21 protein-coding genes are annotated in these 24,127 nt (G+C 73.9%); 10 read left to right on the plus strand and 11 right to left on the minus strand.

The features are described 5' to 3' along the window. Window positions 1–7: 7 nt before the first annotated feature. A complete protein-coding gene (locus tag ACWDCZ_RS00415; RefSeq protein WP_449814822.1) occupies window positions 8–883 on the plus strand; it encodes a sterol carrier family protein in 876 nt (291 codons plus the stop codon). 32 nt (window positions 884–915) lie between these two features. On the opposite strand, the gene ACWDCZ_RS00420 is transcribed toward ACWDCZ_RS00415, so the two are convergent. Further along, a complete protein-coding gene (locus tag ACWDCZ_RS00420) occupies window positions 916–1,713 on the minus strand; it encodes a DUF3152 domain-containing protein (RefSeq protein ID WP_449814823.1) in 798 nt (265 codons plus the stop codon). Between the two features lie 218 nt (window positions 1,714–1,931). On the opposite strand from ACWDCZ_RS00420, the gene ACWDCZ_RS00425 reads away from it, so the two are divergent. Continuing rightward, entirely contained in the window at window positions 1,932–2,351 is a 420-nt protein-coding gene (locus ACWDCZ_RS00425; protein WP_049659647.1) for a DUF3151 domain-containing protein, read from the plus strand. Between the two features lie 143 nt (window positions 2,352–2,494). Here ACWDCZ_RS00425 and fbaA read toward each other — a convergent pair whose 3' ends face one another. Further along, the gene (fbaA, locus tag ACWDCZ_RS00430) at window positions 2,495–3,517 is read right to left on the minus strand and encodes a class II fructose-bisphosphate aldolase (protein ID WP_049659648.1); all 1,023 of its coding nucleotides are present in this window, start codon (window positions 3,515–3,517) and stop codon (window positions 2,495–2,497) included. 362 nt (window positions 3,518–3,879) lie between these two features. On the opposite strand from fbaA, the gene ACWDCZ_RS00435 reads away from it, so the two are divergent. Beyond that, entirely contained in the window at window positions 3,880–4,602 is a 723-nt protein-coding gene (locus ACWDCZ_RS00435) for a DedA family protein (RefSeq protein ID WP_220450051.1), read from the plus strand. A gap of 106 nt (window positions 4,603–4,708) precedes the next feature. Here the strand turns inward: ACWDCZ_RS00435 and pyrE are convergent, their stop codons facing one another. From pyrE to ACWDCZ_RS00465, 6 genes are all read right to left on the minus strand, one after another. Continuing rightward, the gene (gene pyrE / locus ACWDCZ_RS00440; protein WP_049659651.1) at window positions 4,709–5,245 is read right to left on the minus strand and encodes an orotate phosphoribosyltransferase; all 537 of its coding nucleotides are present in this window, start codon (window positions 5,243–5,245) and stop codon (window positions 4,709–4,711) included. A gap of 65 nt (window positions 5,246–5,310) precedes the next feature. Then, window positions 5,311–6,336: a hypothetical protein gene (locus tag ACWDCZ_RS00445; protein WP_449814824.1), complete on the minus strand. Its 1,026-nt coding sequence runs from the start codon at window positions 6,334–6,336 to the stop codon at window positions 5,311–5,313. 908 nt (window positions 6,337–7,244) lie between these two features. Next, on the minus strand, window positions 7,245–8,891 hold the full coding sequence (locus ACWDCZ_RS00450) for a polyamine aminopropyltransferase (protein WP_234348276.1): 1,647 nt from the start codon (window positions 8,889–8,891) through the stop codon (window positions 7,245–7,247). A gap of 155 nt (window positions 8,892–9,046) precedes the next feature. Then, window positions 9,047–9,577: a DUF2617 family protein gene (locus ACWDCZ_RS00455; protein WP_049650409.1), complete on the minus strand. Its 531-nt coding sequence runs from the start codon at window positions 9,575–9,577 to the stop codon at window positions 9,047–9,049. Between the two features lie 513 nt (window positions 9,578–10,090). After that, window positions 10,091–11,251 carry a pyridoxal phosphate-dependent aminotransferase gene (locus ACWDCZ_RS00460; protein WP_387970993.1) on the minus strand — a complete coding sequence of 387 codons (1,161 nt, stop codon included), beginning with the start codon at window positions 11,249–11,251 and terminating at the stop codon, window positions 10,091–10,093. Window positions 11,252–11,380: 129 nt separating this feature from the next. After that, complete coding sequence (locus ACWDCZ_RS00465; RefSeq protein ID WP_049650411.1) at window positions 11,381–11,938, minus strand: type III secretion system chaperone family protein; 558 nt, start codon at window positions 11,936–11,938, stop codon at window positions 11,381–11,383. 439 nt (window positions 11,939–12,377) lie between these two features. Here ACWDCZ_RS00465 and ACWDCZ_RS00470 point away from each other — a divergent pair, with 439 nt between their 5' ends. Continuing rightward, window positions 12,378–12,659: a helix-turn-helix domain-containing protein gene (locus ACWDCZ_RS00470; protein ID WP_375875063.1), complete on the plus strand. Its 282-nt coding sequence runs from the start codon at window positions 12,378–12,380 to the stop codon at window positions 12,657–12,659. A 138-nt stretch (window positions 12,660–12,797) separates the two neighbouring features. Here ACWDCZ_RS00470 and clpB read toward each other — a convergent pair whose 3' ends face one another. Then, complete coding sequence (gene clpB / locus ACWDCZ_RS00475) at window positions 12,798–15,404, minus strand: ATP-dependent chaperone ClpB (RefSeq protein ID WP_380775735.1); 2,607 nt, start codon at window positions 15,402–15,404, stop codon at window positions 12,798–12,800. 97 nt (window positions 15,405–15,501) lie between these two features. Further along, a complete protein-coding gene (locus tag ACWDCZ_RS00480) occupies window positions 15,502–16,443 on the minus strand; it encodes a LysR family transcriptional regulator (protein WP_049650414.1) in 942 nt (313 codons plus the stop codon). Between the two features lie 71 nt (window positions 16,444–16,514). Between ACWDCZ_RS00480 and ACWDCZ_RS00485 the strand changes: the two genes are divergently transcribed. From ACWDCZ_RS00485 to ACWDCZ_RS00510, 6 genes are all read left to right on the plus strand, one after another. After that, window positions 16,515–17,624, plus strand: coding sequence for a TDT family transporter (locus tag ACWDCZ_RS00485; protein ID WP_049650415.1), 1,110 nt, complete (start codon window positions 16,515–16,517; stop codon window positions 17,622–17,624). 701 nt (window positions 17,625–18,325) lie between these two features. Beyond that, window positions 18,326–19,315 (plus strand): LuxR C-terminal-related transcriptional regulator, encoded by a 990-nt coding sequence (locus ACWDCZ_RS00490; protein ID WP_049650416.1) that lies wholly within the window; start codon window positions 18,326–18,328, stop codon window positions 19,313–19,315. Then, a complete protein-coding gene (locus tag ACWDCZ_RS00495) occupies window positions 19,305–20,279 on the plus strand; it encodes a helix-turn-helix transcriptional regulator (protein WP_375875067.1) in 975 nt (324 codons plus the stop codon). Before ACWDCZ_RS00490 ends, ACWDCZ_RS00495 begins: the two co-directional genes overlap by 11 nt. Continuing rightward, entirely contained in the window at window positions 20,272–21,249 is a 978-nt protein-coding gene (locus tag ACWDCZ_RS00500; protein WP_416876139.1) for a helix-turn-helix domain-containing protein, read from the plus strand. The genes ACWDCZ_RS00495 and ACWDCZ_RS00500 overlap by 8 nt, the downstream gene beginning before the upstream one ends. Beyond that, window positions 21,246–22,211: a LuxR C-terminal-related transcriptional regulator gene (locus tag ACWDCZ_RS00505; protein WP_449814825.1), complete on the plus strand. Its 966-nt coding sequence runs from the start codon at window positions 21,246–21,248 to the stop codon at window positions 22,209–22,211. Before ACWDCZ_RS00500 ends, ACWDCZ_RS00505 begins: the two co-directional genes overlap by 4 nt. Continuing rightward, window positions 22,204–23,175, plus strand: coding sequence for a LuxR C-terminal-related transcriptional regulator (locus ACWDCZ_RS00510; RefSeq protein ID WP_117488670.1), 972 nt, complete (start codon window positions 22,204–22,206; stop codon window positions 23,173–23,175). The genes ACWDCZ_RS00505 and ACWDCZ_RS00510 overlap by 8 nt, the downstream gene beginning before the upstream one ends. Before the next feature lie 7 nt (window positions 23,176–23,182). Here ACWDCZ_RS00510 and ACWDCZ_RS00515 read toward each other — a convergent pair whose 3' ends face one another. Beyond that, window positions 23,183–23,800, minus strand: coding sequence for a TIR domain-containing protein (locus tag ACWDCZ_RS00515; protein WP_143204511.1), 618 nt, complete (start codon window positions 23,798–23,800; stop codon window positions 23,183–23,185). Window positions 23,801–24,127: the final 327 nt, after the last annotated feature.

The raw sequence follows: 24,127 nt of genomic DNA on the forward strand, positions 1-24,127 counted from the left end.
GAGCCCCATGCCTGCTAAGCCCCGTACGTACCAGCCGCAGAAGGTCCGCGCCGCGCTGGCCGCCCAGACCAGGGCGCTGCGTGCCGCCGTGGACGCGCTCGGCACGGAGCAGCTGGACCTGCCGACCCGGTTGGGGCGGTGGCGGGTCCGCGAACTGCTCGCCCACCTGGCCGTCCAACTCGACTACGTCCCGGCGCACCTGGACGACCGGCCGCAGGGGCGGGCACCGCTGGACCTGTCGGGCTGGGCGGCCGGGGTCGCCACCGTCGCGCCGCTGCTGGACGAGCAGGCCCGGGCGCGGGGCGCGGCGGAGTTCGCCGGGGACGCGGCCTCGGTGGCGGCCGCCTTCGGCCGGGCCGCGGACGCGCTGCTCGCCCTGCTGGAGCGGCCCGAAGCCGCCGACCCGGCCCGGCGGTTCGAGATCCGGCTGGGTTCGATGACGCTCTCCGACATGCTGGTGACCAGGCTGGTGGAGACGGTCGTGCACGCCGACGACCTGGCCGCCGCGCTCGGGCCCGACGCCTTCCCCGGCTCCCCGGTCTCCTCGGTTTCCCTGACCTCCTCGGCCTCCCGGGCTCTCCCGGCCTTCCCGCACGACCGGCAGGCCGTCGCGGCCGTCACCCGGCTGCTGGCCGACGCCTTCGCCGACCGCGCCCCGGGCGGCGCGGTCGAGCTGCGGATCCCGCCGTACGCGGTGGTGCAGGCCGTCGAGGGCCCCCGGCACACCCGGGGCACCCCGCCCAACGTGGTGGAGACCGACCCGCTGACCTGGATCCGGCTGGCCACCGGCCGGACGGCCTGGGCGGCGGCGGTGGACGCGGCCGAGGTGTCCGCCTCGGGGGAGCGCAGCGACCTGCGGGCGTACCTGCCGGTGCTCGGCTGACCGGCTCCCCGGTGCGGCTCCGGTCCCGCGGGCTACGGGACGGACGGCCCGCTGAGGTAGGTGCCCTCCGCCGAGTACGGCCAGGCGTTGGGGGCGCAGCCCTTGAGACCGTAGATCTGCTGCATCATCGCGGGCGCGGGCTTGCCCTCGCCCGGGCAGCCCTCGTGCCCGTGGCCGATCCGGTGGCCCACCTCGTGGTTGACGATCAGTGCCCGGTACTCCTCCAGCGGGCCGCTGAACTGCGGTGAACCGGTGTTCCAGCGCTTGGAGTTGACGAGCACCTGGTTGCCGACGTTGCAGTTGACCTCGCCGTGGGTGTCCAGTCCGGAGGCGCCGCAGATCCGGTCCACGGTGGCCGGTGAGGCGATCTTCACGGTGAAGTCGTACGGGCCGTCGGCGACCAGCTGGAAGCCGTTCTTGCGGTCGTTGGTCCAGCCTCGCTTGTCGCCGAGGATGCCGTGGACCTGCGCGGCGGCGGCCGGGGCGTCGATGCCGATGCCGTCCTCGACCTCGACCCGGTAGCGGCGTACGGTGCCGCGCCCGACCGGCTTGGCGGTGGCGGGGGCGACGGTGAAGGTGCCCGCGCCCTTGGCGGGGCCGGGGTCCGGCGCGGCGGGGGCGGGCGGCGGGGTCGGTGTCGGGGCCGGCGGGGGCGGCGGGGTGTCGGCCGGTGCGGGAGCCGGCGCCGGTGCCGCCGTGGCGGCCTGCTCGGCCGGCGGGGCGACCCTCGCCTGGGTGGTCGGGGTGGTGGCCGGGGTGGCCGAGGGGCGGTTCAGCATGAACGCCGCGGCGCCCAGCACCAGCACGGAGAGCACCAGTGCCGTGAGCATGCCAGGACCGGGTCTGCGCCGCTGCCGGCGGCGTCGGCGACCGCCCTTCCGGGGCGGTGCGGTGCGCCTGCCGACGGATCGGGCTGCAGACATGATCTTCACACTGGCATGGCGAACGGGTGAATGTCCACCTTCCCGTGGGCGGCGCCGGTGCCCGTTGCGGCCGCCCGTCCGGGACGGCGGTTGACCCCTGCGTCTCGGGTGGCAGACTTCAGGGCATGGCGATTCACAGGAATCTTCTCGACGGTCCCGAACCGACCCTGCTCCCGGAGGAGGAGCGGCCCTACCGGATGCTGGCGGAGGAATCGGCCTCCCCGACCCAGGTGGCGGCCGAGTTCCCGGTCTTCTGCCTCGCCTGGGCGATGCTGGCCGACGACGCCTACGCGGCCGGCCGGTACGTCGAGTCGTACGCCTACGCCCGTACCGGCTACCACCGTGGTCTGGACGCGCTGCGGCGCAACGGCTGGAAGGGCCACGGCCCGGTGCCGTGGGAGCACCGCGGCAACCGCGGCTTCCTGCGCTGCCTGGCGGCGCTCGCCCGGGCGGCCGGCGCGATCAAGGAGACCGAGGAGGAGGCCCGCTGCTGGCAGTTCCTGAAGGACAGCAGCGCGGAGGCGTACGCGGAGCTCAAGCAGTAGAGCGGTCGAGCGGCAGAGCCGTAGAGATCGGTAGAGCTGTAGAGCGGTAGACACCCCCCCGACGTACGGGTGCCCCCGGCGGAGTCCGCCGGGGGCACCCGTTTCTCACGCTCGGGGCGCGGGACCTACGCGGGGCGCGGGCCTCACTTCAGGCGCTTGCCCGCCGAACGCAGCTGCTCGGCGGCCTCGCGCACGCGGGCGGCCATGCCGGCCTCGGCCAGCTTGCCCCAGGTGCGCGGGTCGTAGGTGTTCTTCTTGCCGACCTCGCCGTCGACCTTCAGCACGCCGTCGTAGTTGGCGAACATGTGGCCGGCCACCGGGCGGGTGAAGGCGTACTGGGTGTCGGTGTCCAGGTTCATCTTCACGACGCCGTTCTCCAGCGCGGTGGCGATCTCCTCGGCGGTCGAGCCCGAGCCGCCGTGGAAGACGAAGTCGAACGGGTCGGTCTTGCCGTACTGCTTGCCGATCGCGTCCTGCAGCTCGCGCAGCAGCTCCGGCTTCAGCACGACGTTGCCCGGCTTGTACACGCCGTGCACGTTGCCGAAGGAGGCGGCCAGCAGGTAGCGGCCCTGCTCGCCCAGGCCCAGCGCCTCGGCGGTGCGCACGGCGTCGTTGACGGTGGTGTACAGCTCGTCGTTGATCTCGTGGGTGACGCCGTCCTCCTCGCCGCCGGTCGGGGTGATCTCGACCTCGAGGATGATCTTGGCGGCGGCGGCCTGGGCCAGCAGCTCCTGGGCGATGGCCAGGTTGTCGGCGAGGGTCTCGGCCGAGCCGTCCCACATGTGCGACTGGAACAGCGGGTTCTCGCCCTTGGCCACGCGCTCGGCGGAGACCGCCAGCAGCGGGCGGACGTAGCCGTCCAGCTTGTCCTTCGGGCAGTGGTCGGTGTGCAGAGCGACGGTGACGTCGTACTTGGCGGCGACGATGTGGGCGAACTCGGCGAGCGCGACCGCGCCGGTCACCATGTCCTTGCTGTGCTGGCCGCCCAGGAACTCCGCGCCACCGGTCGAGATCTGGATGATGCCGTCGCTCTCGGCCTCGGCGAAACCACGCAGCGCGGCGTGCAGGGTCTGCGACGACGTGACGTTGATGGCCGGGTAGGCGAACTTGCCCGCCTTGGCCCGGTCGAGCATCTCGTTGTAGACCTCGGGAGTTGCGATGGGCATGCGATCCGCTCCTGTCGGGTTGCGGCGTACGGACGGTGCTGTCCGACGCTGTGTACGCCTTCGTGACGACTCCGTGCCGGCCCGCCGACGCGCGGCGTTGCGGTGGTGGCTCTCCGGCACGTTCGCGGCGACCTGCGCGGTACGGCCATGAGGGTGGTGTGCCACCGCGGACCGGACGCCTGTGCCATCTTCCCAGACTCGTGCCCGCGGGTCAGCAGGAGCCCGCCATGCGGAACGTCGCACGGTACGGGCGCACGGCGGCACCCGGGCGGCCCCGGCGGGGGCCGGAACCGGTCCCGGCCGGGCGCCGTCGGCACGGTACGCCCGCGTCGCCGGCAAGGTGCGCCCGCTATCCTGCGCCCGTGGACTACAACCAGCTGGCCGTCAACCTGCTCGACGCCAAATCCCTGATCTCGTCCCTCGGCGCCATCGGGCTGATCGCGATCATCTTCGCGGAGACCGGCCTGCTGGTCGGCTTCTTCTTCCCGGGTGACTCGCTGCTGATCCTCGCGGGCGTCGCCGCCTCGAACGCAGCCTCCTCGGTGCTCGGTGACGGCGCCAAGCTGCCGATCGCCGTCCTGCTGATCGGCTGCCCGATCGCGGCGATCGCCGGCGCCCAGCTCGGGCACCTGATCGGCGCCAAGGTCGGGCCGAAGATGTTCGACAAGCCCGATTCGAAGATCTTCCGCCGCGACTACGTGGTGAAGGCGGAGGAGTACTTCAACAAGTTCGGCTCCGGCAAGGCCGTCGTGCTGGCCCGCTTCATGCCGATCATCCGCACCTTCCTGAACCCGGTCGCGGGCACCCTGGAGATGCCCGCCCGGACCTTCTTCGTCTGGAACGTGATCGGCGGCGTGCTGTGGACCGAGTCCATGCTGCTGATCGGCTACTTCTTCGGTGACGCGCTCGCCCCGGTGATCGACAAGTACCTGATCCCGGCGGTGCTGCTGATCGTCCTGCTGTCCATCTCGCCGATCCTGATCGAGGTCATGCGCGAGCGGAAGAAGAAGCGGGCCGGCATCGGTGCCGAGGTCGACGAGGAGAGCCAGGTCCAGGCTGGCGGCGGCCGGCACCGGCGGGGCTGAGCGCCCGCCGCTCCGGACACGGCGAGGGCCGGTGCTGTTTCACGTGAAACAGCACCGGCCCTCGGTCGTTCGTCGTCCCGGCGTTTGCCGTCCCGGCGGGTCGGGGTCAGAGACCCAGGTCGTCCAGGGTGTACGCGGTCACGTACTCCAGGCCCTGGGCCTCGACGGCGGCCGCGCCGCCGCGCTCCACGATCACCGCGACGCCGACCACCTCGGCGCCCGCCTCGCGCAGCGCCTCCACGGCGGTCAGCACCGAGCCGCCCGTGGTGGAGGTGTCCTCGACGGCCAGCACCCGGCGGCCCTTGACCTCCGGGCCCTCGATCCGGCGCTGCAGGCCGTGCGCCTTGCCGGTCTTGCGGACCACGAAGGCGTCCAGCTGCTGCCCGCGCGCGGCGGCGGCGTGCAGCATCGAGGCGGCCACCGGGTCGGCGCCCAGGGTCAGACCGCCGACGGCGTCGTACTCCAGGTGCGAGGTCGCGTCCAGCATCACCCGGCCGACCAGCGGGGCGGCCACGCCGTCCAGCGTGATCCGGCGCAGGTCGACGTAGTAGTCGGCCTCCTTGCCGGAGGAGAGGGTGACCTTGCCGTGCACGACGGCCTTGTCCTTGATCTGTGCCAGCAGGGCGTCGCGGTCGTTGCTCATGAGCGTTCAGTCTAGGCCCTGGCAGTCCCCGCGGCTCTCCGGGCTCGCGCCCGGCCGGCGCCAGGTCAGCGGCGGCGCAGCGCCCTGACCAGCACCACGGCACCGCCCAGCAGGGCCACCGAGCCGCCGATCACCCACGGCACCGCGTTGCGGCCGCCGGCGCCCGGCACCACGATCCCGCCGGCCTCCCCGCCCCAGCGGGACGCCGCCCGGGCCCGCGCGCTGCGGGCGGGCAGCGCCGGGGCGTACGGGCCGCGCGGCGGAGCGTGGTCCACCTCCTCGGCGGACCGGCCGACGATGCTGCGGCGCACCGGGCCGGAGAGCACCGGCTCGTCCTCGTACGCGAAGAGCGGCTCGGCGGGCAGCTCCTCAGCGACGCCGTCCTGCTCGGCGGAGCCGTCCGCGTCCTCGCCCTCGCCCTCGACGTCGTCCTCGTCGTCGTCGGCGGAGCCGGTGGGCAGACCGAAGCGCTCGGCGTCGGCGTCGGAGAAGGCGATCAGGTCGGAGAGGTCGTCGTCCAGGTCGTCGCCGGGCTGGTCCTGGCGCTCCTCGATGAAGACCACACCCGCGCCGGTCGAGGTCTCCGCGGCCTGGTCCTCCTGCTCCTCCAGGTCCTCCGAGCCCTCCTGGTCCTGCGGCTGCTCGCCCTCCGGGGCGACCAGCGCGGCGGCGAACCTGTCCAGCAGACGGCGGCCGGTGGCGTCGAGGGTCTCCTCGTCGAACTCGGTCAGCCGGCCGGTGGCGCTCAGGTCGCCGGTGAAGCGGATCGCCGCGGTGCCGTCCTCGGCGCCGTCCACGACGCTGACCCGGACGGTGGCGGTCGCCTCACCGCTGCCCCGGGCCTCCTCGCCCTCGGCGAGCACGGTCAGCACGCCCTCCCGGCCCTCGATCAGCGACAGCACGCCCTTGTACGTGATCGTGGAGCCGCCGATCCGCAGCTTCAGCCGGCCGCCGATCTCCTCGGCCGCACCGGACCCGACCGCGGCCGGCTCGGTGCTCAGCCCCGGCACGCTCCGCGCCAGCAGCGCCGGATCCTGCAAGGCCTGCCGCACCAGCTCGGCGGACATCGGGACGACAACCTCATGCTCCATGCCACGGAGCCTACCGACTGGTCCCCGCCCGGTCCCTACCCACCACCACCAGATTTTCCCCATCCCACCCGTTCCCTTGGCCGTCGCACCATCTCGCCACCCGAGCCCGGGGCCGCCCCGCCCACCGACCCGGCACCCTCCGGCCCCGCAGGCCCGAGGCTGCGCACGCCCACCGACCCCGCGCCCTCCGGTGCTGCCCCACCCACCCGGCCCCAGGCCCGGGGCCGCCCACAGCCCTGCGCACCGGGCCCGCGCCCATCCACCGGCCCCAAGCCCGGGGCCGCCCCGCTCACGGGCCCCGCATCCTCCGGCCCCGCCTCGCCCACTTGGCCCCGCAGGCCCGGGGCCGCCCACGGTCCTGCCCATCGGGCCCGCGCCCATCCAGCAGCGGCCAGGCCCGGGGCCGCCCTCCCCACCGGCCCCGCACCGCGACGGGCCCCGCTCCGTCGCCCGTCGTCCGGCGGCCGTCCGCCCCCGCAAGGTGGGCCGGGGCCATGGGTCTTCTCCTGCCTGGGCCCGCTCCCCGGCTGCCGAGCGGCCCCGCCCGTGCGGGGGCTTGCCGGTCGAGGAGCCCGTTCTTCCGGGCCTCCCTGCGCGAGAAGTCGGCTGGATCGACTTCTCGCGCAGCGGCGATGGGGGCGGCGAGTCGATCACCGTTCCGCCTGCGCGCGGACCCCGGGGAGCGGAGGGCTTCGCCCGCCTCGGCCCGCTTCGCGGATGCCGGGCGGCCCCTGCCGTGTCCGGCGGGGGCCGCCTTCCCCCGGCCGCTCTTCCCGTGGCGTCGGGTGCGGCCGGTGGCGGCTCCGCAGGGCCGTGGGAGCGGCGGCGTGGGTGCGGGTGCGGGGCTTCCGGCTGTCGGCCTCAACGGTGGCGGAGGAGGGCCGCCGGGCTGCGGCTCAGCGGCGACCTCAGCGGGGGCCGAGGAGGGTGAGGGCGGCCGGGGGGTGGGCGGGGCGGAGGGCGGTGAGGCGGGTGGTGGTGGCGTGGAGGGTGTCGGGGGTGAGGGCGCGGGGGGCCGGGGCGTCGGGGGCGAGGGTGAGCGGGGGCCGGGTGGCGGCGGCGAGGAGGAAGTTCTGGGCGCCGTCCGGCGGGCCGGGGCGGCAGGCGGCGGTGGCGCTGCCCGGGACGGCGTACGGGGCGGTCTGCAGGCCCGTCGTCCGCAGGCCGGACTCGATCTGCCAGAGGCCGTCCAGGTCGCTCCCGGCGCGGACGGCGATCCGGCCTCCGGGGGAGAGCAGCCGGGTGGCGAGGCCGTAGAACTCCTGGGAGTGGAACTTGACCGGTCCGCCGTCGGCCGGTGCCGGGAGGTCGGCGAGCACCACGTCGTACGGTCCGTCCCCGCCGGGGGCACCCGCGCCGCGCAGCCAGGCCATCGGGTCGGCGGCGGTGGTGCGGACCCGGGGGTCGTCCAGGGAGCGCCCGCCGAGGGCGGCGAGCCCGGGGTCGGTGCGGGCGAGCCGGGGGAGGGCGGGGTCGGCGTCGACCAGTCGGACGGTGCGGACGCCCCGGTGCCGCAGCACCTCCCGCAGGGCGAGTCCGTCGCCGCCGCCGAGCAACAGGACCCGGGCGTCCGGGCCGGCCGCCATGGCGGGGTGGACGAGGCCCTCGCTGCCCCGGTACTCGTCGGGTCCGCAGACCGCGAGCCGGCCGTCGAGGTAGAGCCGGAGCGGGCCTTCGGCGGGGCCGGTGAGCACGATCTCCTGGTACCGGCTGCGGGTCGCGTAGCGGACCTGGTCGCCGTAGAGGGCGTGCCGGGCGGCGCGTTCGACGGCGTCGGAGCCGGCCGCGGCCGCCGCGAGCACGGCGAGCACCAGCAGGCAGCCGCCCCAGAGCAGCCGTCGTATCCGGGGGGCGGGTTCCTCGCGGAACAGCCAGAGCACCACGGCGGCCCCGGCGACGGCGTTGACGGCGCCGGTGAGCAGTGCTCCGTCGCCGGGCCCGAGGCCGGGCAGGATCAGGAACGGGAAGGCGAGGCCGCCGATCAGGGCGCCCACGTAGTCGGCGGCGAACAGGTCGGCGACGGCCCGGCCGGCGTCCTCGCGCCGGATCCGTTGGATGAGGGTCATCAGCAGGGGGATCTCGGCGCCGATGAGGATGCCGATCAGGCAGGTGAGGCCGACCATGGCGGCCTGGTAGCGGCCGATCCAGGCCCAGCAGGAGTAGAGGGCGAGGACGGAGAGTCCGCCGGTGAGCGCGAGCGCGCACTCGACCAGGGCGAAGGCGGTGGCGGGCCGGCTGGTGAGCCGTTTGGCGAGGAGGGAGCCGAGGCCCATCGCGAAGACCATGACGGAGAGCACGACGGAGGTTTGGGTGACCGTGTCCCCGAGCAGGTAGTCGCCGAGCGCCACGAGTTCGAGCTCGTAGACGAGTCCGCAGGCCGCGCAGACGAACGCGGCCAGCAGGACGGTCAGGCGGGCGAACCGTGGTCGGGAGCGCAGCCGGGGCCGACGGCGGGCGGGCAGGAGTGGGGCGTGGGCTCGCCCGGGCCGGGGTGGGGTGCCGTCGTCGAGGTCCACTCGCGGGCGTGCGGGCGGACCGGCCGGATGGTTGATCACGAACAAACGCTAGGGGACGTGCGGGACGGATGGCTGCGCCCATCCGACGGACAGTGAGCGACGTCGAATTGACGAATCGTTCCTGCGTACGATTCGTAGGCCCGGCTTGGGCGGCCTACGGCCGGACCGGTGTTCCGCTCCGGACTTGGGGGCGGTCATGCCCCGGACACCACCAGCGAGGAGCGGGTGCACACCAGCTGCCCCTCCTGCGGGTAGGCGTGCCAGGTGCGCCACAGGAGCCGGTCCGGGCCGCCCTGGGTGACCAGCGCGGTGAAGGCGCTCGGGTCGCCCGGGAAGACCCCGGCGAGGCCCCGGGGGTGCCCCTCGACCAGGGCCAGCAGCTCCTGGGCGCGGGCCGCGAAGTCGTGCGGCGGCAGCGCCTCGATGCGGGCGGCGAACTCGTACTCCCAGCCGCCGATCTGCTTGGCCACCCGGGCCGGCAGCGGGGTGCGGCGGCCGGGCAGGCAGGCGACGGTCTCCAGACATCGGCCGGGGCCCGCGTCGATCACCACCTGGTGGGAGGCGCCCAGCAGGCGCAGCTGGAGGGTGCCGGACGCGCCCGGGCGGCCGCCTCCGTCGAGTCTCAGGTCGCGGACGGCGAGAGCGGGCAGCGGGTCGCCGCCGAGGCACCAGGCGAGGTCACCGGCGCGGGTGTCCGTGTAGGAGGTCTGCAGTGTGGTGAGCATGCTCGGCTCCGCGTTTCAGCTCCGTGCGCGCCCGCCGAGCAGCACCGAGTAGGCCTAGGCGATGGCGAGGCTGTTCGTGGCTGTGCGGCCCTGGGCGCGGCCGACCGTGGAAGGAAGGATTCCGGCTGGAGATTCAGCAGCAGAGAAGCACGAATACGTCGGGCCCGCCGGTGATTTACCCAACTTTGTCAAGCATTCACCGTTTCGAGCACACCTGCTTCCCGGCTCTGATCGAGCCCGTGTACGAGTCTGCACAGCGCGCGCCCCTATCACCGGATTGCGCGCCGTGCGCGCCGGGTGTGCGCTGTTCGGGCGCATCACGCACCGCCGCCCTCCAGGCGCGGGGCGTGGAGGGCGGCGGGAGAGTGCCCGGAGGGTCGGCCAGAGTGCCTCAGTGGCGGCAAACAAGCAAGCCGATCAAGGAAGTTGATGACCCATCAGAACTGGTGTCGGGCTGCGGGCAGTCCTGTTCGAAGGGTGCGGAGAAGGGCGTGAAAGGGGGCGTGCGGCCCCTCACAGGCGCCGCAGGCGGGCGACGGCCTCCTGAAGGACCTCGTCCTTTTTGCAGAAAGTGAAGCGGACCAGGCTACGGCCGGCCTCCACGTCGTCGTAGAACACCGCGTTCGGGATGGCGACGACGCCGCAACGGCCGGGCAGGGCACGGCAGAACTCGATGCCGTCCTTCTCGCCGAGCGGGGTGATGTCGGTGGTGACGAAGTACGTGCCCTCGGGCGTGAAGGCCCGGAAGCCGGCCGCGGTGAGGCCGTCGACCAACAGGTCGCGCTTGCGCAGCAGGTCGGCGCGGAGGGTGTCGAAGTACGTGTCCGGCAGCCGCAGGGCCTCGGCGACGGCGTACTGGAAGGGGCCCGCGCTGACGTAGGTGAGGTACTGCTTCGCGGTGCGCACGGCCGCCACCAGGTCCGGGCTCGCGGTGACCCAGCCGACCTTCCAGCCGGTGAAGGAGAAGGTCTTGCCGGCCGAGGAGATGCTGACGGTGCGTCCGCGCATGCCGGGCAGGGCGGCGATCGGGTGGTGGGCGGCGCCGAACACCAGGTGCTCGTAGACCTCGTCGGTGGCGACCAGCAGGTCGTGCTCGACGGCGAGTTCGGCGATGGTCGCGAGCTCCTCGGCGGTGAGGACGGTGCCGGTCGGGTTGTGCGGGGTGTTGATCAGCAGCAGCCGGGTGCGCGGGGTGATCAGCGAGCGCAGCTCGTCCAGGTCGGGGCGGAAGGACGGGGCCCGCAGGGTGAGCGGCACCCGGGTGGCGCCGGCCATCGCGATGCAGGCGGCGTACGAGTCGTAGAACGGCTCGAAGGCGATCACCTCGTCGCCCGGCTCCAGGAGGGCCAGCAGGGTGGCGGCGATGGCCTCGGTGGCGCCGGCGGTGACCAGCACCTCGCTGTCCGGGTCGTACGCGAGGCCGTGGAACCGCTGCTGGTGCTCGGCGATCGCGGTGCGCAGCTCGGGGACGCCGGGGCCGGGCGGGTACTGGTTGCCGCGGCCCTCGCGCAGGGCCCGTACGGCCGCCTCGCGGACCTCCTCGGGCCCGTCGGTGTCCGGGAAGCCCTGGCCGAGGTTGATCGAGCCGGTGGCCGTGGCCAGGGCGGACATCTCGGCGAAGACCGTCGTGCCCATCCCGGCCAGTCGGCGGTTCAGCAGTGGCCTGGTACCCATCGGTGGCTCCTCACGGCTCGTTGTCAGGCCATCCTGGGTCAGCCGGGAGCCGGGGACAAGAACGGCCCGCCACCGCCGCGGGGGCGGGTGGCGGGCCGAACGGGCGGTGCGGGGGGTACCGGGGAGGGATCAGGCCTCGTCGGTGCCCTCGGCGCCCTCGCCGTCCTCGCCCTCGATCTCGTTCTGGAGGCCGAGGCGCTCGACGATCCACTGCTCGAAGCCGACCGCGGCCTGGGTCCAGTTGGCGGTGGTGGTGACGAAGTAGTCCAGGTTGACGCCGGCGCCGACGATCATCTGGGCCTCGCCGATCAGGCGGACCACGCCGTCCTCGTGGGTGTGGGTGTAGACCTTGGGCCAGAGGGTCTCACGGTTCCACTCGTCGATCAGGTCGAGGATCTCGCCCTTCTTCTCCAGCGGGTACGCGCGGTCGTAGAAGGCGCGCACCGCGAAGAGCTCCTTCTGCTCGCCGCGGAACATGTAGTAGACGCGGAAGCCCTCCCAGGGGGCGGTGAGGTCGCCCTCCTCGTCCACGACGTGCTTGAGCTGCATCTGGTCCAGCAGCTGGGTGACCAGGCCCTGGTCCGGGACGATGATCGGCGGCGGGCCGGCCGGCCGCCCGCCCTGGCCGCCGGGCTGGCCGCCCTGGGGGACGCCGAAGGACGGGATGGACGACGGGTCGATGCTCATGGGGGTCCTCATTCCTCAGTGCACGTGGTGGCCGGCAATGAGAGGCCGCCCTTTCCACCTCCCATCCTGCCTCATTCGGGGCTCCGCTCACAGGGGCAGCCGAGGGGCGAGTCGATCTTCGTCCGGCGTTCTTCGCGGCGTTCTTCGCGGTGTCGTTCCGGGTGTCCTTCCCGGGTTCTTCCCTGGCTTCCCCCGGGTGTTCCCCGGCGGTTCCGGCAGGGGTGGAGCGGGCGGCCGTCACGGAGGGTGTCCGGGGCGGGCTGGAGGCCGTCCGGAGAGCGCGCGTGAGCCACGTCACGCGCCCGGCGCGCCGGTTCGGCTGCCGTGCGGGCCGGATGCGGTTAGCGTGCGACGGAAATCGCTTCGGTCAAATCCCGGCCCAGCCCGGTGAGTTGAGCTGTCCTGAGGCGGACTGTCCGGAATTGAGGGGGGAACAGGAGTGGGTGGAGCGGCGACGGGGGACGGCGCATCGCTCGGGGCGCTGCTGCGGAGCATCCGGCTGGACCGGGGGATGACGCAGGAGCAGCTGGGCGAGGCGACCGGGCTGAGCGTGCGGTCGATCCGGGACCTGGAACGGGAGGTGTCCTGCCCGCGGGTGTCCACGCTGCGGCTGCTGACCCAGACCTGGAAGCTGCCGGACGCCCAGGTGGCCGAACTGCACCGGCTGGCGCGCAGCCGGCGGGACCGGACGCGGCGGCTGCTGCGGCAGGCGGCGGAGTGACGGCGTCCGGCCCGGGGCGCGAACCGGGCCGGGGGCGCGAACCGGGCCGGGGACGCGGAACGGGCCGGGGACGCGGAACGGGCCGTCCCCCGCCGCCGGAGCGGAGGGAACGGCCCGTGCGCCGGACGCCCGGCGGTGCTACTTCTCCAGCGGCCCCCGGCCGCGGACGGTGAGGCGGTCGCCCTCCTCGTCCCGCTCGACCACGACGGTGTCCCCGTCGTGCACCGCGCCGGACAGGATCGCCCGGGCCAGCTGGTCGCCGATCGCGGACTGCACCAGCCGGCGCAGCGGGCGGGCGCCGTACGCCGGGTCGTAGCCGGTGAGCGCCAGCCAGTCGCGGGCGGCCTCGGAGACGTCCAGGGTGAGCCGCCGCTCCCGCAGCCGCTCGCCCAGGAGGGCCACCTGGAGGTCGACGATCCGGCTCAGCTCGCCGGTGCCCAGCGGCTCGAAGACCACGATGTCGTCCAGCCGGTTGAGGAACTCCGGCTTGAACGCGGACCGGACGGTGCCCAGCACCAGCTCCCGCTTCTCGGCCTCCGGGGTGGCCGGGTCGACGAGGTACTGCGAGCCCAGGTTGGAGGTGAGGATCAGGATGGCGTTGCGGAAGTCCACCGTGCGGCCCTGGCCGTCGGTGAGCCGCCCGTCGTCCAGCACCTGGAGCAGGACGTCGAAGACCTCCGGGTGCGCCTTCTCCACCTCGTCCAGCAGCACCACGCTGTACGGGCGGCGGCGGACCGCCTCGGTGAGCTGGCCGCCCTCCTCGTAGCCGACGTACCCGGGCGGGGCGCCGACCAGGCGGGAGACCGAGTGCTTCTCGCCGTACTCGCTCATGTCGATCCGGACCATGGCCCGGGCGTCGTCGAACAGGAAGTCGGCCAGGGCCTTGGCGAGTTCGGTCTTGCCGACGCCGGTCGGGCCGAGGAAGAGGAAGGAGCCGGTCGGGCGGTCCGGGTCGGCGATGCCGGAGCGGGTGCGCCGCACCGCGTCCGAGACGGCCTGCACGGCCTCCTTCTGGCCGATCAGGCGACGGCCCAACTCCTCCTCCATGCGCAGGAGTTTGGCGCTCTCGCCCTCCAGCAGCCGACCGGCCGGGATGCCCGTCCAGGAGGCGACCACGTCGGCCACGTCGTCCGGGCCGACCTCCTCCTTGACCATCGAGGCGGAGGCGTCCTGGTCGGCGGCCCGCTCCTGGGCGTCGGCGAGCTCCTTCTCGGCGGCCGGGATCTCGGCGTACATCAGCTTGGACGCCCGCTCGAAGTCCCCGTCGCGCTGGGCGCGTTCGAGCGCGCCGTGCAGGTCGTCCAGCCGCCCCTTGAGCTCGCCGACCCGGTTGAGGCTCTTCTTCTCCTGCTCCCAGCGGGCCGTGAGCACGCTCAACTGCTCGTTCCGGTCGGCGAGGTCGCGCCGCAGCCGGGCCAACCGGTCGACCGAGGCCGGGTCCGACTCCTTCTCCAGGGCCAGCTCCTCCATCCGCAACCGGTCGACCGAGCGCTGGAGTTCGTCGATCTCGACCGGGGAGGAGTCGATCTCCATCCGCAGCCGGGAGGCCGCCTCGTCGACCAGGTCGATCGCCTTGTCGGGCAGGAAGCGGGAGGTGATGTAGCGGTTGGACAGGGTGGCCGCGGCGACCAGGGCGGCGTCCGAGATCTGCACCTTGTGGTGCGCCTCGTACCGGCCCTTGAGGCCGCGCAGGATGGCGATCGAGTCCTCCACGCTGGGCTCGCCGACCAGCACCTGCTGGAAGCGGCGCTCCAGGGCCGGGTCCTTCTCGATCCGCTCGCGGTACTCGTCCAGCGTGGTGGCGCCGACCATCCGCAGCTCGCCGCGGGCCAGCATCGGCTTGAGCATGTTGCCCGCGTCCATCGCGGAGTCCCCGCCGGCGCCCGCGCCGACCATGGTGTGCAGCTCGTCGATGAAGGTGACGACCTGGCCGTCGGAGGCCTTGATGTCGTTCAGGACGGCCTTCAGCCGCTCCTCGAACTCGCCGCGGAACTTGGCGCCCGCGACCATCGCGCTGAGGTCCAGCGAGACCAGCCGCTTGCCGCGCAGCGACTCCGGCACGTCGCCGGCCACGATGCGCTGGGCCAGGCCCTCGACCACGGCGGTCTTGCCGACGCCGGGCTCGCCGATCAGCACCGGGTTGTTCTTGGTCCGGCGGGAGAGCACCTGGACCACCCGGCGGATCTCGTGGTCGCGGCCGATCACCGGGTCGAGCTTGCCGTCCCGGGCGGCCTGGGTGAGGTCGGTGCCGTACTTCTCCAGCGCCTTGTAGGTGCCCTCCGGGTCCGGCGAGGTGACCCGGCCGCTGCCCCGGACGTCCTTGAACGCGGCGAGCAGCGCCTTCGGCGTGGCGCCCTGCTGCACCAGCAGCTCGGCCACCTGCCCGCCCTCGGCGGCCAGGCCGACCATCAGGTGCTCGGTGGAGACGTACTGGTCGTCGAGGTCGCTCGCGCGCTTGCCGGCCTCGGTGAGCACCGCGATGGTGTCCCGGGCGAGCTGCGGCGCGGAGACCGTCGAGCCCATCGCGCTGGGCAGCGCGGCCGCCTGGCGGCGGGCCTCGGCGTCGACCCGGGCGACGTCGGCGCCGACCGCCTCCAGCAGGGGCCGGGCGATGCCCTCGGGCTGCTCCAGCAGGGCGATCAGGATGTGCACCGGCCTGACGTCCGGGTTGCCGGCCGTGCCCGCCTGCCGGATCGCGGCGGACAGGGCGTCCTGCGTCTTGGTGGTGAACTTGCTGGCGTCCACTGCTGGGGGGTCCTCCCTGGTCGTCCTTCACTACTGCTACGTACAGCATGCACTAAGTTGAGTCTATTCCGCTCAACCTGTCCCGGACAGGGCTTCTTCAGGCCGGGGGAAGCCGACGTGCCGCCGGACGCCCGACGGGCCGCCGGGTCAGCCCCAGCAGCTCCCGGGCCGGCCCGCTCGGCCGCTGCCCGGCCGGCCAGACCGCGCGCAGCGGCCGCCGCAGGTCCAGCTCCTCCACCAGCGGCACCTCGACCAGCCGCCGGGTGGCCAGCTCCTCCACCACGGCCAGCTCGCTCAGGCAGACCGGCCCCGCCCCGGTCATCGCCGCCGCCTTCAGCGCGGTCGACGAGGCCAGCTCCATCCGGGGCCGCGCCGCGCCCCCGTACGGCTTCAGGGCCGCCTCCAGCACCTCCCGGGTGCCCGAGCCGGGCTCGCGCAGCACCAGCGGGACGGCCGCCAGCTCGGTCCCGGTCAGCGGAGCGCGGCGGCGCGCCCACGGGTGGCCGGGCGCCACCACGACCACCAGCCGGTCCGCCGCCACCACCGCGCCGGCCAGCCCGGGCGGGGTGGACGGGCCCTCGACGAAGCCGAGGTCGGCGTCCCCGGCCAGGACGTGCCCGGCGACCTCCGCCGAGTTCGCCGTCCGCAGCGTCACCGCGGTGCCCGGGCTGGCCTCGGACAGGCCCAGCAGCCAGCCGGGCATCAGGTACTCGGCGACGGTCAGGCTGGCCACCACCCGCAGCTTGGCGTCCCGCCGCTCGCGCAGCGCGTCGATCCCGGCGTCCAGCGCCTGCGCCGCCTCCACCACCTGCCGGGCCCACTCGACCACCAGCCGGCCCGCCTCGGTCGGCCGGCTGCCCCGGGGCGAGCGGTCCAGCAGCGCGACGCCGATCTGCCGCTCCATGCCCTTGATCCGGGCGCTGGCGGTCGGCTGGCTGACGCCCAGCTCGGCCGCCGCCCGTCCGACGCTGCCCAGCCGGGCCACCGCGAGCAGCAGTTCCAGGGCGCCGAGTTCGGGGACGTGCGAGGAGAGGGGCATAGATCCAGGCTATGCCCCCATAGAAGCCCCGGCGCTACCGGCCGCCGGGCCCTCCGGGCGACGGTGGGAGCATGTCCACTCTGGCCGGTATCCGACCCCTCGCCCGCCCCGCCGCCCGCCGCCGGCCCGACCTCGCCCAGCTCGGCCCCAACTGGTACGCAGCCGTGATGGGCACCGCGATCCTGGCGAACGGCGCCGCCGTCCTGCCGGTGCGGCCGCCCGGGCTGACCGGCTTCGGCGAGGTGCTGTGGGCGCTCGCGCTGGCCGCCCTGCTGGTGCTGGCCGGGGCCCGGCTGGTCCACCTCACCCGGCACCGCGAGGCGGCCCGCGCCCAGCTGCTGGACAACCCGGCGACCGCGGTCTTCTACGGCTGTCCGCCGATGGCGCTGCTCTCGGTCGGACTGGGCACCATGCTGCTCGGCTCCCGGGTCATCGGCACCGGCCCGGCGGTCGCCCTGGACGCGGTGCTGTGGAGCCTCGGCACCGTGTACGCGCTGGCCGTGGCCGGCGGCATCCCGTACCTGATGATCACCCGGCACCGGGTCTCCGCCCTGGAGGCCAACCCGACCTGGCTGCTGCCGGTGGTCGCCCCGCTGGTCGCCTCCGCCTGCGGCCCGGCGCTCGTCCCGCACCTGCCGGCCGGAACGGCCCAGCAGGCCATGCTGTACGGCTGCTGGGCGCTGTTCGGCGTCGGCCTGCTGGCCACCCTGGTGCTGCTGCCGGTGGTGTTCACCGGGCTGTTCCACAGCAGGCTGCCCGCCCTGGCGCTCACCCCCACGCTGTTCCTGGTGCTCGGCCCGCTCGGCCAGTCCGTCACCGCGGTCCACCAGCTCGCCGACGCCGCCCGCCCGGTACTGCCCGCGCTGGCCCCCGCCATGACCGACCTCGCCGAGCTGTACGGCGTGGCGGTGATCGGCGTCGCGATGCTCTGGCTGGCCGTCGCGCTCGCCGCCAACCTGCGGGCCCGGCGGGCCGGGATGCCGTTCGCGATGACCTGGTGGGCGTACACCTTCCCGGTCGGCACCTGCGTCACCGGCGCCTCCGCGCTCGCCCGGCACACCGGCTTCGCGGGCTTCAGCGCGCTGGCCGTCGGCCTGTACCTGCTGCTGGCGTCCGCCTGGGTGCTCGCCGCGGGCGGCACCGCGGCCGGGCTCGCGCGGGGGCGGCTGCTGGCCCGCTGAGAAGCCCGTCGCCCGGGGCGGCCGTCCGCGTGGTGCGGGGCCCGTCCCCGCGCGCGGACGGTACGGCTCAGGAGCACGCCGCGGATGCAGGAACGTGCACGGCCGGGACGACCGCGCCCGGCGGCCCGGCGGAAGTGCCGGTCGGCGCCGACTCCCCTTCCAGGCCCGGGTTCCCACCGGAATCCGCCCCACCGCCCGAACCGCCCGCGGCCGCCCCCGGATGCAGATAGCTGCAATTGCGCGAACATGCACTCGGGCGGCACTTGTTCACCGGCCGTCACGCTGTGAGGGTGGAGGCACGCCAAGTCGTCCAGGCAACCGCAGCCTGATGGTGGCGACTCGCTCTTCGAAACTGACCGCAGGTGCGACAACCCGCACCGGTGGAACGGGGGGGAAGGGCGCCGGCCGGGACCATGTGTGGTGATGGCCTCCCGGCCGGACCCGTCGAGGCGTTGCTGCTCCGCCTCGACGGGAGCGCCTTGGCATTGGCGTACCGATGGCGGCCCCCGGACGACCCGGCGTGCGACGGCACCCGGGCCCGGGGGTCCGCCGTCCCACCCGGTACCGTGACCGCCTGATCCATGATCACGCCGTACCGCCCACCGGCACCGTGAGCCCGCCCGGCCCACCGGTGCCGCGGCCCGCGCGGCGAGGAACAGGGGCAGCACCAGGGGAGAGGCGTCCGGCAGGGAGAGTGCGACGTGACGGCGGAACCGGCGGTCACACCGCAGCAGGGACCGGTGGGCGAGGAGCCCGACGAGGCCGCCCGGCAGCTCTACCTGGCCATCATCGCCGAGGGCGGCCGCGTCCCCACCGGCGAGGTCGCGGACGCCGACCGGGGCGCGCTCCAACAGCTCATCGACATCGGCCTGTTGATGGTCAACCGGATGGACCGCTGCTACACCGCCGTCAGCCCGCGCTCGGTCAGCGACCGCCTCGGCGCCGAACTGCGCAGCGAGGCCACCCGGCTGCTGGTCCGCGCGGAGAACCTCCCGGGCGCCCTCGACGGCCTCACCCGGGCCTACGACGCGATGCCCCGGCCGACCGACCGGGCCGGCGGCGCCGTCCACGTCGAGGGGCACGTCCACATCCGCCAGCGGATCTCCCAACTGGTCTCCGACTGCCGCTCCGAGGTCCTCACCGCGCAACCCGGCCACCGGCCCGCCGATACCCTCCAGGTCGCCCTCCTCCAGGACGTCCAACTGCTCCGGCGCGGCTGCTCGCTGCGCACCATCTACCAGCCGGTCGCCCTCGCCGACCCGCCCGCCCTCGCCTACGCCGAGGAGGTCACCCGGCACGGCTCGCTCATCCGGGTGCTCGACGAGCCCTTCCAGCGGCTGATCGTCTTCGACCGGACCGTCGCCGTGATCTCCGCCAACGACGACAACAGCACCGCCGCCTTCATCACCGACCCGGCCACCATCACCTACCTGGTCGGCACCTTCGAACGCGACTGGGCCCGCGCCGACACCGCCGGTGCCGCCGCCCCCGGCCAGACACCCGCCCGCACCATCCCCGACCGGGTCGGCCGGCTGCTCGCCCGCGGCCTCACCCAGCGCGCCGTCGCCACCCGGCTGGGCCTGAGCGAACGCACCGTCGCCGCCCACATCTCCCGGCTGCGCGACCGCTACGGCGCCCAGACCCTCTTCCAACTCGGCTGGCTGATGCGAGGCTCCCGCGATGACCGATGAGCCGGGCCCGGCCGAGCGGGCGCTCTACCTCACCGCCGTCCGGGGCGGCGGCCGACTGCGCCCCGAGGACCTCGCCCCCGCCGACCGCCCCACCCTGGCCGCCCTCGTCGCCCGCGGCCTGCTCACCCCCACCGCCACCGGCTGGACCGCCGCCAGCCCGCGCGCCCTCGGCGACCGGATCGGCCTCGAACTGCGCACCCGCGCCCTCCGCCTGCTACGGCACGCCGAGCGGCTCCCGGGCACCCTCGGGCCACTGGCCCGCGCCTACGACGCCGCCCGCCACCCGGGTGTCGACCTCCCGGCTGTCCACTCCGGTGCAGGCGATCCCGGTGCCGGCGATCCCGCGGCCGGCACCGTCGACGACGCCGCCGAGGTCCGCCGGCGGGTCGGCGAACTCGTCTCGGAATGCCGGGAGGAGGTCCTCGCCGCCCAGCCCGGACCGCGTCCCCTCGAAGCCCTCCGGATGGCCCTCGCCCAGGACCTCTCGCTGCTCCGCCGCGGCTGCTCGCTGCGCACCGTCTACCAGCCGGTCACCCTGGCCGACCCCGCCGCGCGGAGCCAGGTCGCGCTGCGCACCGGGCACGGCGCCCAGGTCCGCGTCCTCGCCGAACCGTACGAGCGGGTACTGGTCTTCGACCGCGCGGTGGCCGTCATCCCCGCCGACGAGGACCGCAACCGGGCCGCCTTCCTCACCGACCCCACCACCGTCGCCTACCTGGTCGCCCAGTTCGAACGCGACTGGGCCCGCGCCACCCCCGCCGACCGCCACCTCGACCCGCCGTCCGTCACCACCGTCCGGATCGGCCGGCTGCTCGCCCGCGGCCTCACCCAACGGGCCGTCGCCACCCGGCTCGGCGTGAGCGAACGCACCGTCGCCGCCCACATCTCCCGGCTGCGCGACCGCTACGGCGCCCACAGCCTCTTCCACCTCGGTTGGCAGCTCCGCGGAGAACACCATGACTGACACCCCCGCCACCCCGCTCTCCGCCGCCCTCCCGGACGCCGCCGCCCGCGCCCTCTACCTCGCCGTCCTGCGCGAGGGCGGCCGGGTCCGGTCGGCCGAGGTCGGCGAGGAAGACGGGCCTGCGCTCCGACGGCTGGTGGAACTCGGGCTGCTGGTGCCGCAGTTGCAGGACGCGGCGTACAGCGCGGTCGACCCGCGGGCGGCCACGGAGCGGATCGGCACCGAGATCCGCCGACAGAGCGCCCGCCTGCTCGTGGAGGCCGAGCAACTGCCCGAGCTGATGGGCGAACTGACCCGCGCCTACGACGCGACCCCGAAACGGCGGAGCGGCACGGCCGGGGTCCGCTACCTCACGGCGAAGGAGGACATCCGGCACGAACTGGAACTGCTGGCCCAGGAGTTCCCCGACGAGACGATGACCGCCCAGCCCGGCGGCCCCCGTCCCGCCGAACTGCTACCCGACTCCCTCGACCGCGCCCGCCGCGTCCACGAGCGCGGTGGCACCGTGCGCTCGCTCTACGAGGCCTCGGCCAGACTGGACCCGCCGACCGTCCGCTTCGCCGCCGAGGTCGCCCTGCTCGGCTGCACCACCCGGATCCTCGACGTCCCGTTCACACGCTTCCTGGTCTTCGACCGCACCGTGGCCGTCATCCCGGCCGCTCCCGATCACACCAGCGCCGCCGTGGTCGACGACCCGGCGATGGTGTCCTTCGTGGTGGACACCTTCGAGCAGCTCTGGCAGCGCGCCGAGGGAGTCAACTGGGCAGCGCTGGCAGCCGGTTCCGCCGACTCGCCCAGCCATCAGCAGATCGCCCGACTGCTCGCCCAGGGCCTCACCCAGCGCGCGATCGCCACCCGCCTGGGCCTGGGCGAACGGACCGTGGCCGGCCACATCGCCCGGCTGCGGGAGCAGTACGACGCCGAGACACTGTTCCAGCTGGGCTGGCAGATGCGGGGGGAGCGGCTGTGACCGACACCGGATTCGCCCTGCCCGACGACACCGCCCGCGCCCTCTACCTGGCCATCCTGCGCGATGGCGGCCGGATCCGGATCGCGGACGTGGCGGAGGAGGACGCGCAGACCGTCCAGACCCTGATGGACCTGGGGCTACTGAAGCCGTACGTCCTGGACCGCTCGCTCAGCGCGGTGGACCCGCGCTCGGTCACGGCCCGGATCGGCGCCGACCTGCGGGCGGCCGGCACGCGTCTGCTGACACGGGCCGAAGAACTCCCGAACGTGTTCGGCGACCTCACCGTCGCCTATGACGCGGCGTCCCGCCGCCGCGACCGCTCCGGGAGCACCCGGGTCGTCGAGGGCATGGAGAACATCCGGCACCAGGTCTCCCAACTCTCCGAGGAGCTCCGCCACGAGGCACTCTGCGCCCACCCCGGCGGCGCCCGGCCGGTGGACGCCGCCGACGACACCGTGAACCACGCCCGCCGCTTCCTGGAGACGGGCGGTTCGATCCGTACCCTCTACCAGTCCGCGGCCCGTCTCGACGCCTCGACCGTCCGACTGGCTGCCCGGCTGACCGGGATCGGCTGCCACATCAGGGTCGCGGCGTTCTCGTTCCCCAAGATGCTGATCTTCGACCGCACCGTGGCCGTGGTCGCCGCCGCACCGGGGGTAACCAGCGCGGCCGTCATCGACGACCCGGCCGTGGTCGACTTCCTGGTGCGGACCTTCGAACTGCACTGGCAGGACGCCGAGGGCGTCAACTGGGCCTCCCTGGCATCCGGTTCCAGCGAGCCGTCCGTGCCCGAGCAGGTCGGCCGGCTGCTCGCCCGCGGCCTCACCCAGCGGGCGATCGCCACCCGCCTGGGCCTGGGCGAGCGGACGGTCGCGGCCCACATCGCCCGGCTGCGGGATCAGTACGACGCCGAGACGCTGTTCCAACTGGGCTGGCAGATGCGGGGAGCCCACGATGCCTGACGCCGACCTGCCGGACGCCGCCGCCCGGGAGCTCTACCGGGAGATCCTCAGGGACGGCGGCCGCCTCCACGTCGCCGACATCCGTCCCGAGGACGAGCCGACGGTCAGACAACTCGCCGACCTGGGACTCCTGCTCCTCCATGCCACGGACGGCTTCTACACCTCGATCAACCCCCGGGCCGTGGGCGAACGCCTGGGTACCGAACTGCGGGAGGAGAGTTCCCGCCTGCTCGCCAAGGCCGCTCTCATCCCGGATCTGCTGGAGGACCTCACCCAGGCCTACGACGCGGCACCACGTCGGACGGAACCGGCGGGCGGGGTGCGGAGGGTGGCGGGCATGGTGGAGATCCGGCACCTGGTCGCCCGGCTCATCAAGGACTATCCGCACGAATGCCTGACCGCCCAGCCGGGCAGGTTCCAGCCGCCCGCGCAGCGAGGGGACGGTCTGGCCCATACGCTCCGCTACATCGAGCGCGGTGGCTCGGTGCGTACGATCTACCAACCGCAGGCCCGACTGGACGGGGACCAGGTCGAGTTCGCGGCGGAGTCCACGAGGATCGGCTCGCGGATCCGCGTCCTCGACGCCGCCTTCAGCCGGACGCTCATCTTCGACCGCACCGTCGCCGTGATCCCGGCGACCCCTGACAACAAGGTCGCCGCCGTGGTGGAGGATCCCGCGGTGGTCGCGTACGTGGTCGACGTCTTCGAGCAGCGTTGGCAGCAGGCCGATGTCGTGGACTGGGCCGCACTGGCCGCCGGTTCGGTGGCGCCGGCCGCCCACGAGCAGGTCGGGCGGCTGCTCGCCCGCGGCCTCACGCAGCGGGCGATCGCCAGCCGGTTGGGGCTGAGCGAACGCACCGTCGCCGGTCACATCGCCCGGCTGCGTGAGCTGTACGACGCGGAGACGCTGTTCCAGTTGGGCTGGCAGATGCGGGGAGCCCGGGCGGGGGAGCCCGGTGGGTAGCCGCTGCTCAGCCGGTGGCGGCGCCGGTCGGCCAGTAGCCGGGGACGGCGGGCTGCTGTCGGGGGACGTTGAACTGCTCGCCGGGGGCGGTCCAGAAGCCCTCGCGCAGGGAGAGCGCCATGCCGGCCCAGTCGAGCGCGGTCTCGACCGTGTGGTTGAGGGCCTCCTGCGACCAGGTGTCGTCGAAGACCAGCGGGAGGACGGGGGCGACCTGCTCGATGGTGGCGATCAGCGGGTTGTGGGTGATGGCCTCGTCGACCAGGAGGACGATCGGCTTGCGCAGCGCGGACGCCCAGCCGAGCTCCAGGCTCACGCCGGCCGAGAGCGGGGCGCCGACGTAGGCGAACACGAGGTCCGCGGACTGGAGGGCGCGGAAGTCGGAGGGGACGCGGGGCTCCGGCGCGCGGCCGGAGATGGTCCAGGCGTCGCTGTGGTGCGCGCTGTACACGGCGGCACCGCTGCGGAGGAGGGTGGTGCGGAGCGTCGTCAGCCGCGTCCGGCTGGCGAGGGTCACCACGCTGTCGGCCGGCCCGGTCAGTCGCATCAGCGGGGCGGCCAGGAACACACGTGCACGCCGACCCTCAGGGGCCTGGCTGTCGTGGTGACGCAGGTAGGGCTCGGTCATGTCGACTCCGGGGAAGTGGCCTTCCGGCGCGATCGGGGCACTGCTTGAGCGGATGCGTGTGATCAGGCTGGACGGCTTACAACGGATGGGCGGTGATGGCGTATTTGATTGAACATTGCCAGGATTGGGGGCTCTGTCGGACCATCGAGAGCGAACTGATCGTCCATCGCTAACAGCCGTCGCGTCCAGGGTTCACCGGTGTCATGTGGATGCCTGGCAGGGAGATGACGCGGAGGTAGGGCTTGGCATGTCTGTACGACTTGAGGCAGCATGTGGACGATAGTGCTTCTCTTGTCGGTTGATGCCGTACGCATGAGGAAGGGGTAG

This window comes from Kitasatospora sp. NPDC001225, from assembly GCF_053597855.1.

What these genes read in the sequence shown, in the direction of transcription:
- ACWDCZ_RS00500 (WP_416876139.1), top strand. Translation starts at nt 20,272, where the DNA reads ATGACTGACACCCCCGCCACCCCGCTCTCCGCCGCCCTCCCGGACGCC.
- ACWDCZ_RS00425 (WP_049659647.1), top strand. Translation starts at nt 1,932, where the DNA reads ATGGCGATTCACAGGAATCTTCTCGACGGTCCCGAACCGACCCTGCTC.
- fbaA (WP_049659648.1), bottom strand. Translation starts at nt 3,517, where the DNA reads ATGCCCATCGCAACTCCCGAGGTCTACAACGAGATGCTCGACCGGGCC.
- ACWDCZ_RS00495 (WP_375875067.1), top strand. Translation starts at nt 19,305, where the DNA reads ATGACCGATGAGCCGGGCCCGGCCGAGCGGGCGCTCTACCTCACCGCC.
- ACWDCZ_RS00445 (WP_449814824.1), bottom strand. Translation starts at nt 6,336, where the DNA reads ATGGAGCATGAGGTTGTCGTCCCGATGTCCGCCGAGCTGGTGCGGCAG.
- ACWDCZ_RS00515 (WP_143204511.1), bottom strand. Translation starts at nt 23,800, where the DNA reads ATGACCGAGCCCTACCTGCGTCACCACGACAGCCAGGCCCCTGAGGGT.
- ACWDCZ_RS00485 (WP_049650415.1), top strand. Translation starts at nt 16,515, where the DNA reads ATGTCCACTCTGGCCGGTATCCGACCCCTCGCCCGCCCCGCCGCCCGC.
- ACWDCZ_RS00415 (WP_449814822.1), top strand. Translation starts at nt 8, where the DNA reads ATGCCTGCTAAGCCCCGTACGTACCAGCCGCAGAAGGTCCGCGCCGCG.
- ACWDCZ_RS00420 (WP_449814823.1), bottom strand. Translation starts at nt 1,713, where the DNA reads ATGCTCACGGCACTGGTGCTCTCCGTGCTGGTGCTGGGCGCCGCGGCG.
- pyrE (WP_049659651.1), bottom strand. Translation starts at nt 5,245, where the DNA reads ATGAGCAACGACCGCGACGCCCTGCTGGCACAGATCAAGGACAAGGCC.
- ACWDCZ_RS00460 (WP_387970993.1), bottom strand. Translation starts at nt 11,251, where the DNA reads ATGGGTACCAGGCCACTGCTGAACCGCCGACTGGCCGGGATGGGCACG.
- ACWDCZ_RS00480 (WP_049650414.1), bottom strand. Translation starts at nt 16,443, where the DNA reads ATGCCCCTCTCCTCGCACGTCCCCGAACTCGGCGCCCTGGAACTGCTG.
- ACWDCZ_RS00465 (WP_049650411.1), bottom strand. Translation starts at nt 11,938, where the DNA reads ATGAGCATCGACCCGTCGTCCATCCCGTCCTTCGGCGTCCCCCAGGGC.
- ACWDCZ_RS00510 (WP_117488670.1), top strand. Translation starts at nt 22,204, where the DNA reads ATGCCTGACGCCGACCTGCCGGACGCCGCCGCCCGGGAGCTCTACCGG.
- ACWDCZ_RS00455 (WP_049650409.1), bottom strand. Translation starts at nt 9,577, where the DNA reads ATGCTCACCACACTGCAGACCTCCTACACGGACACCCGCGCCGGTGAC.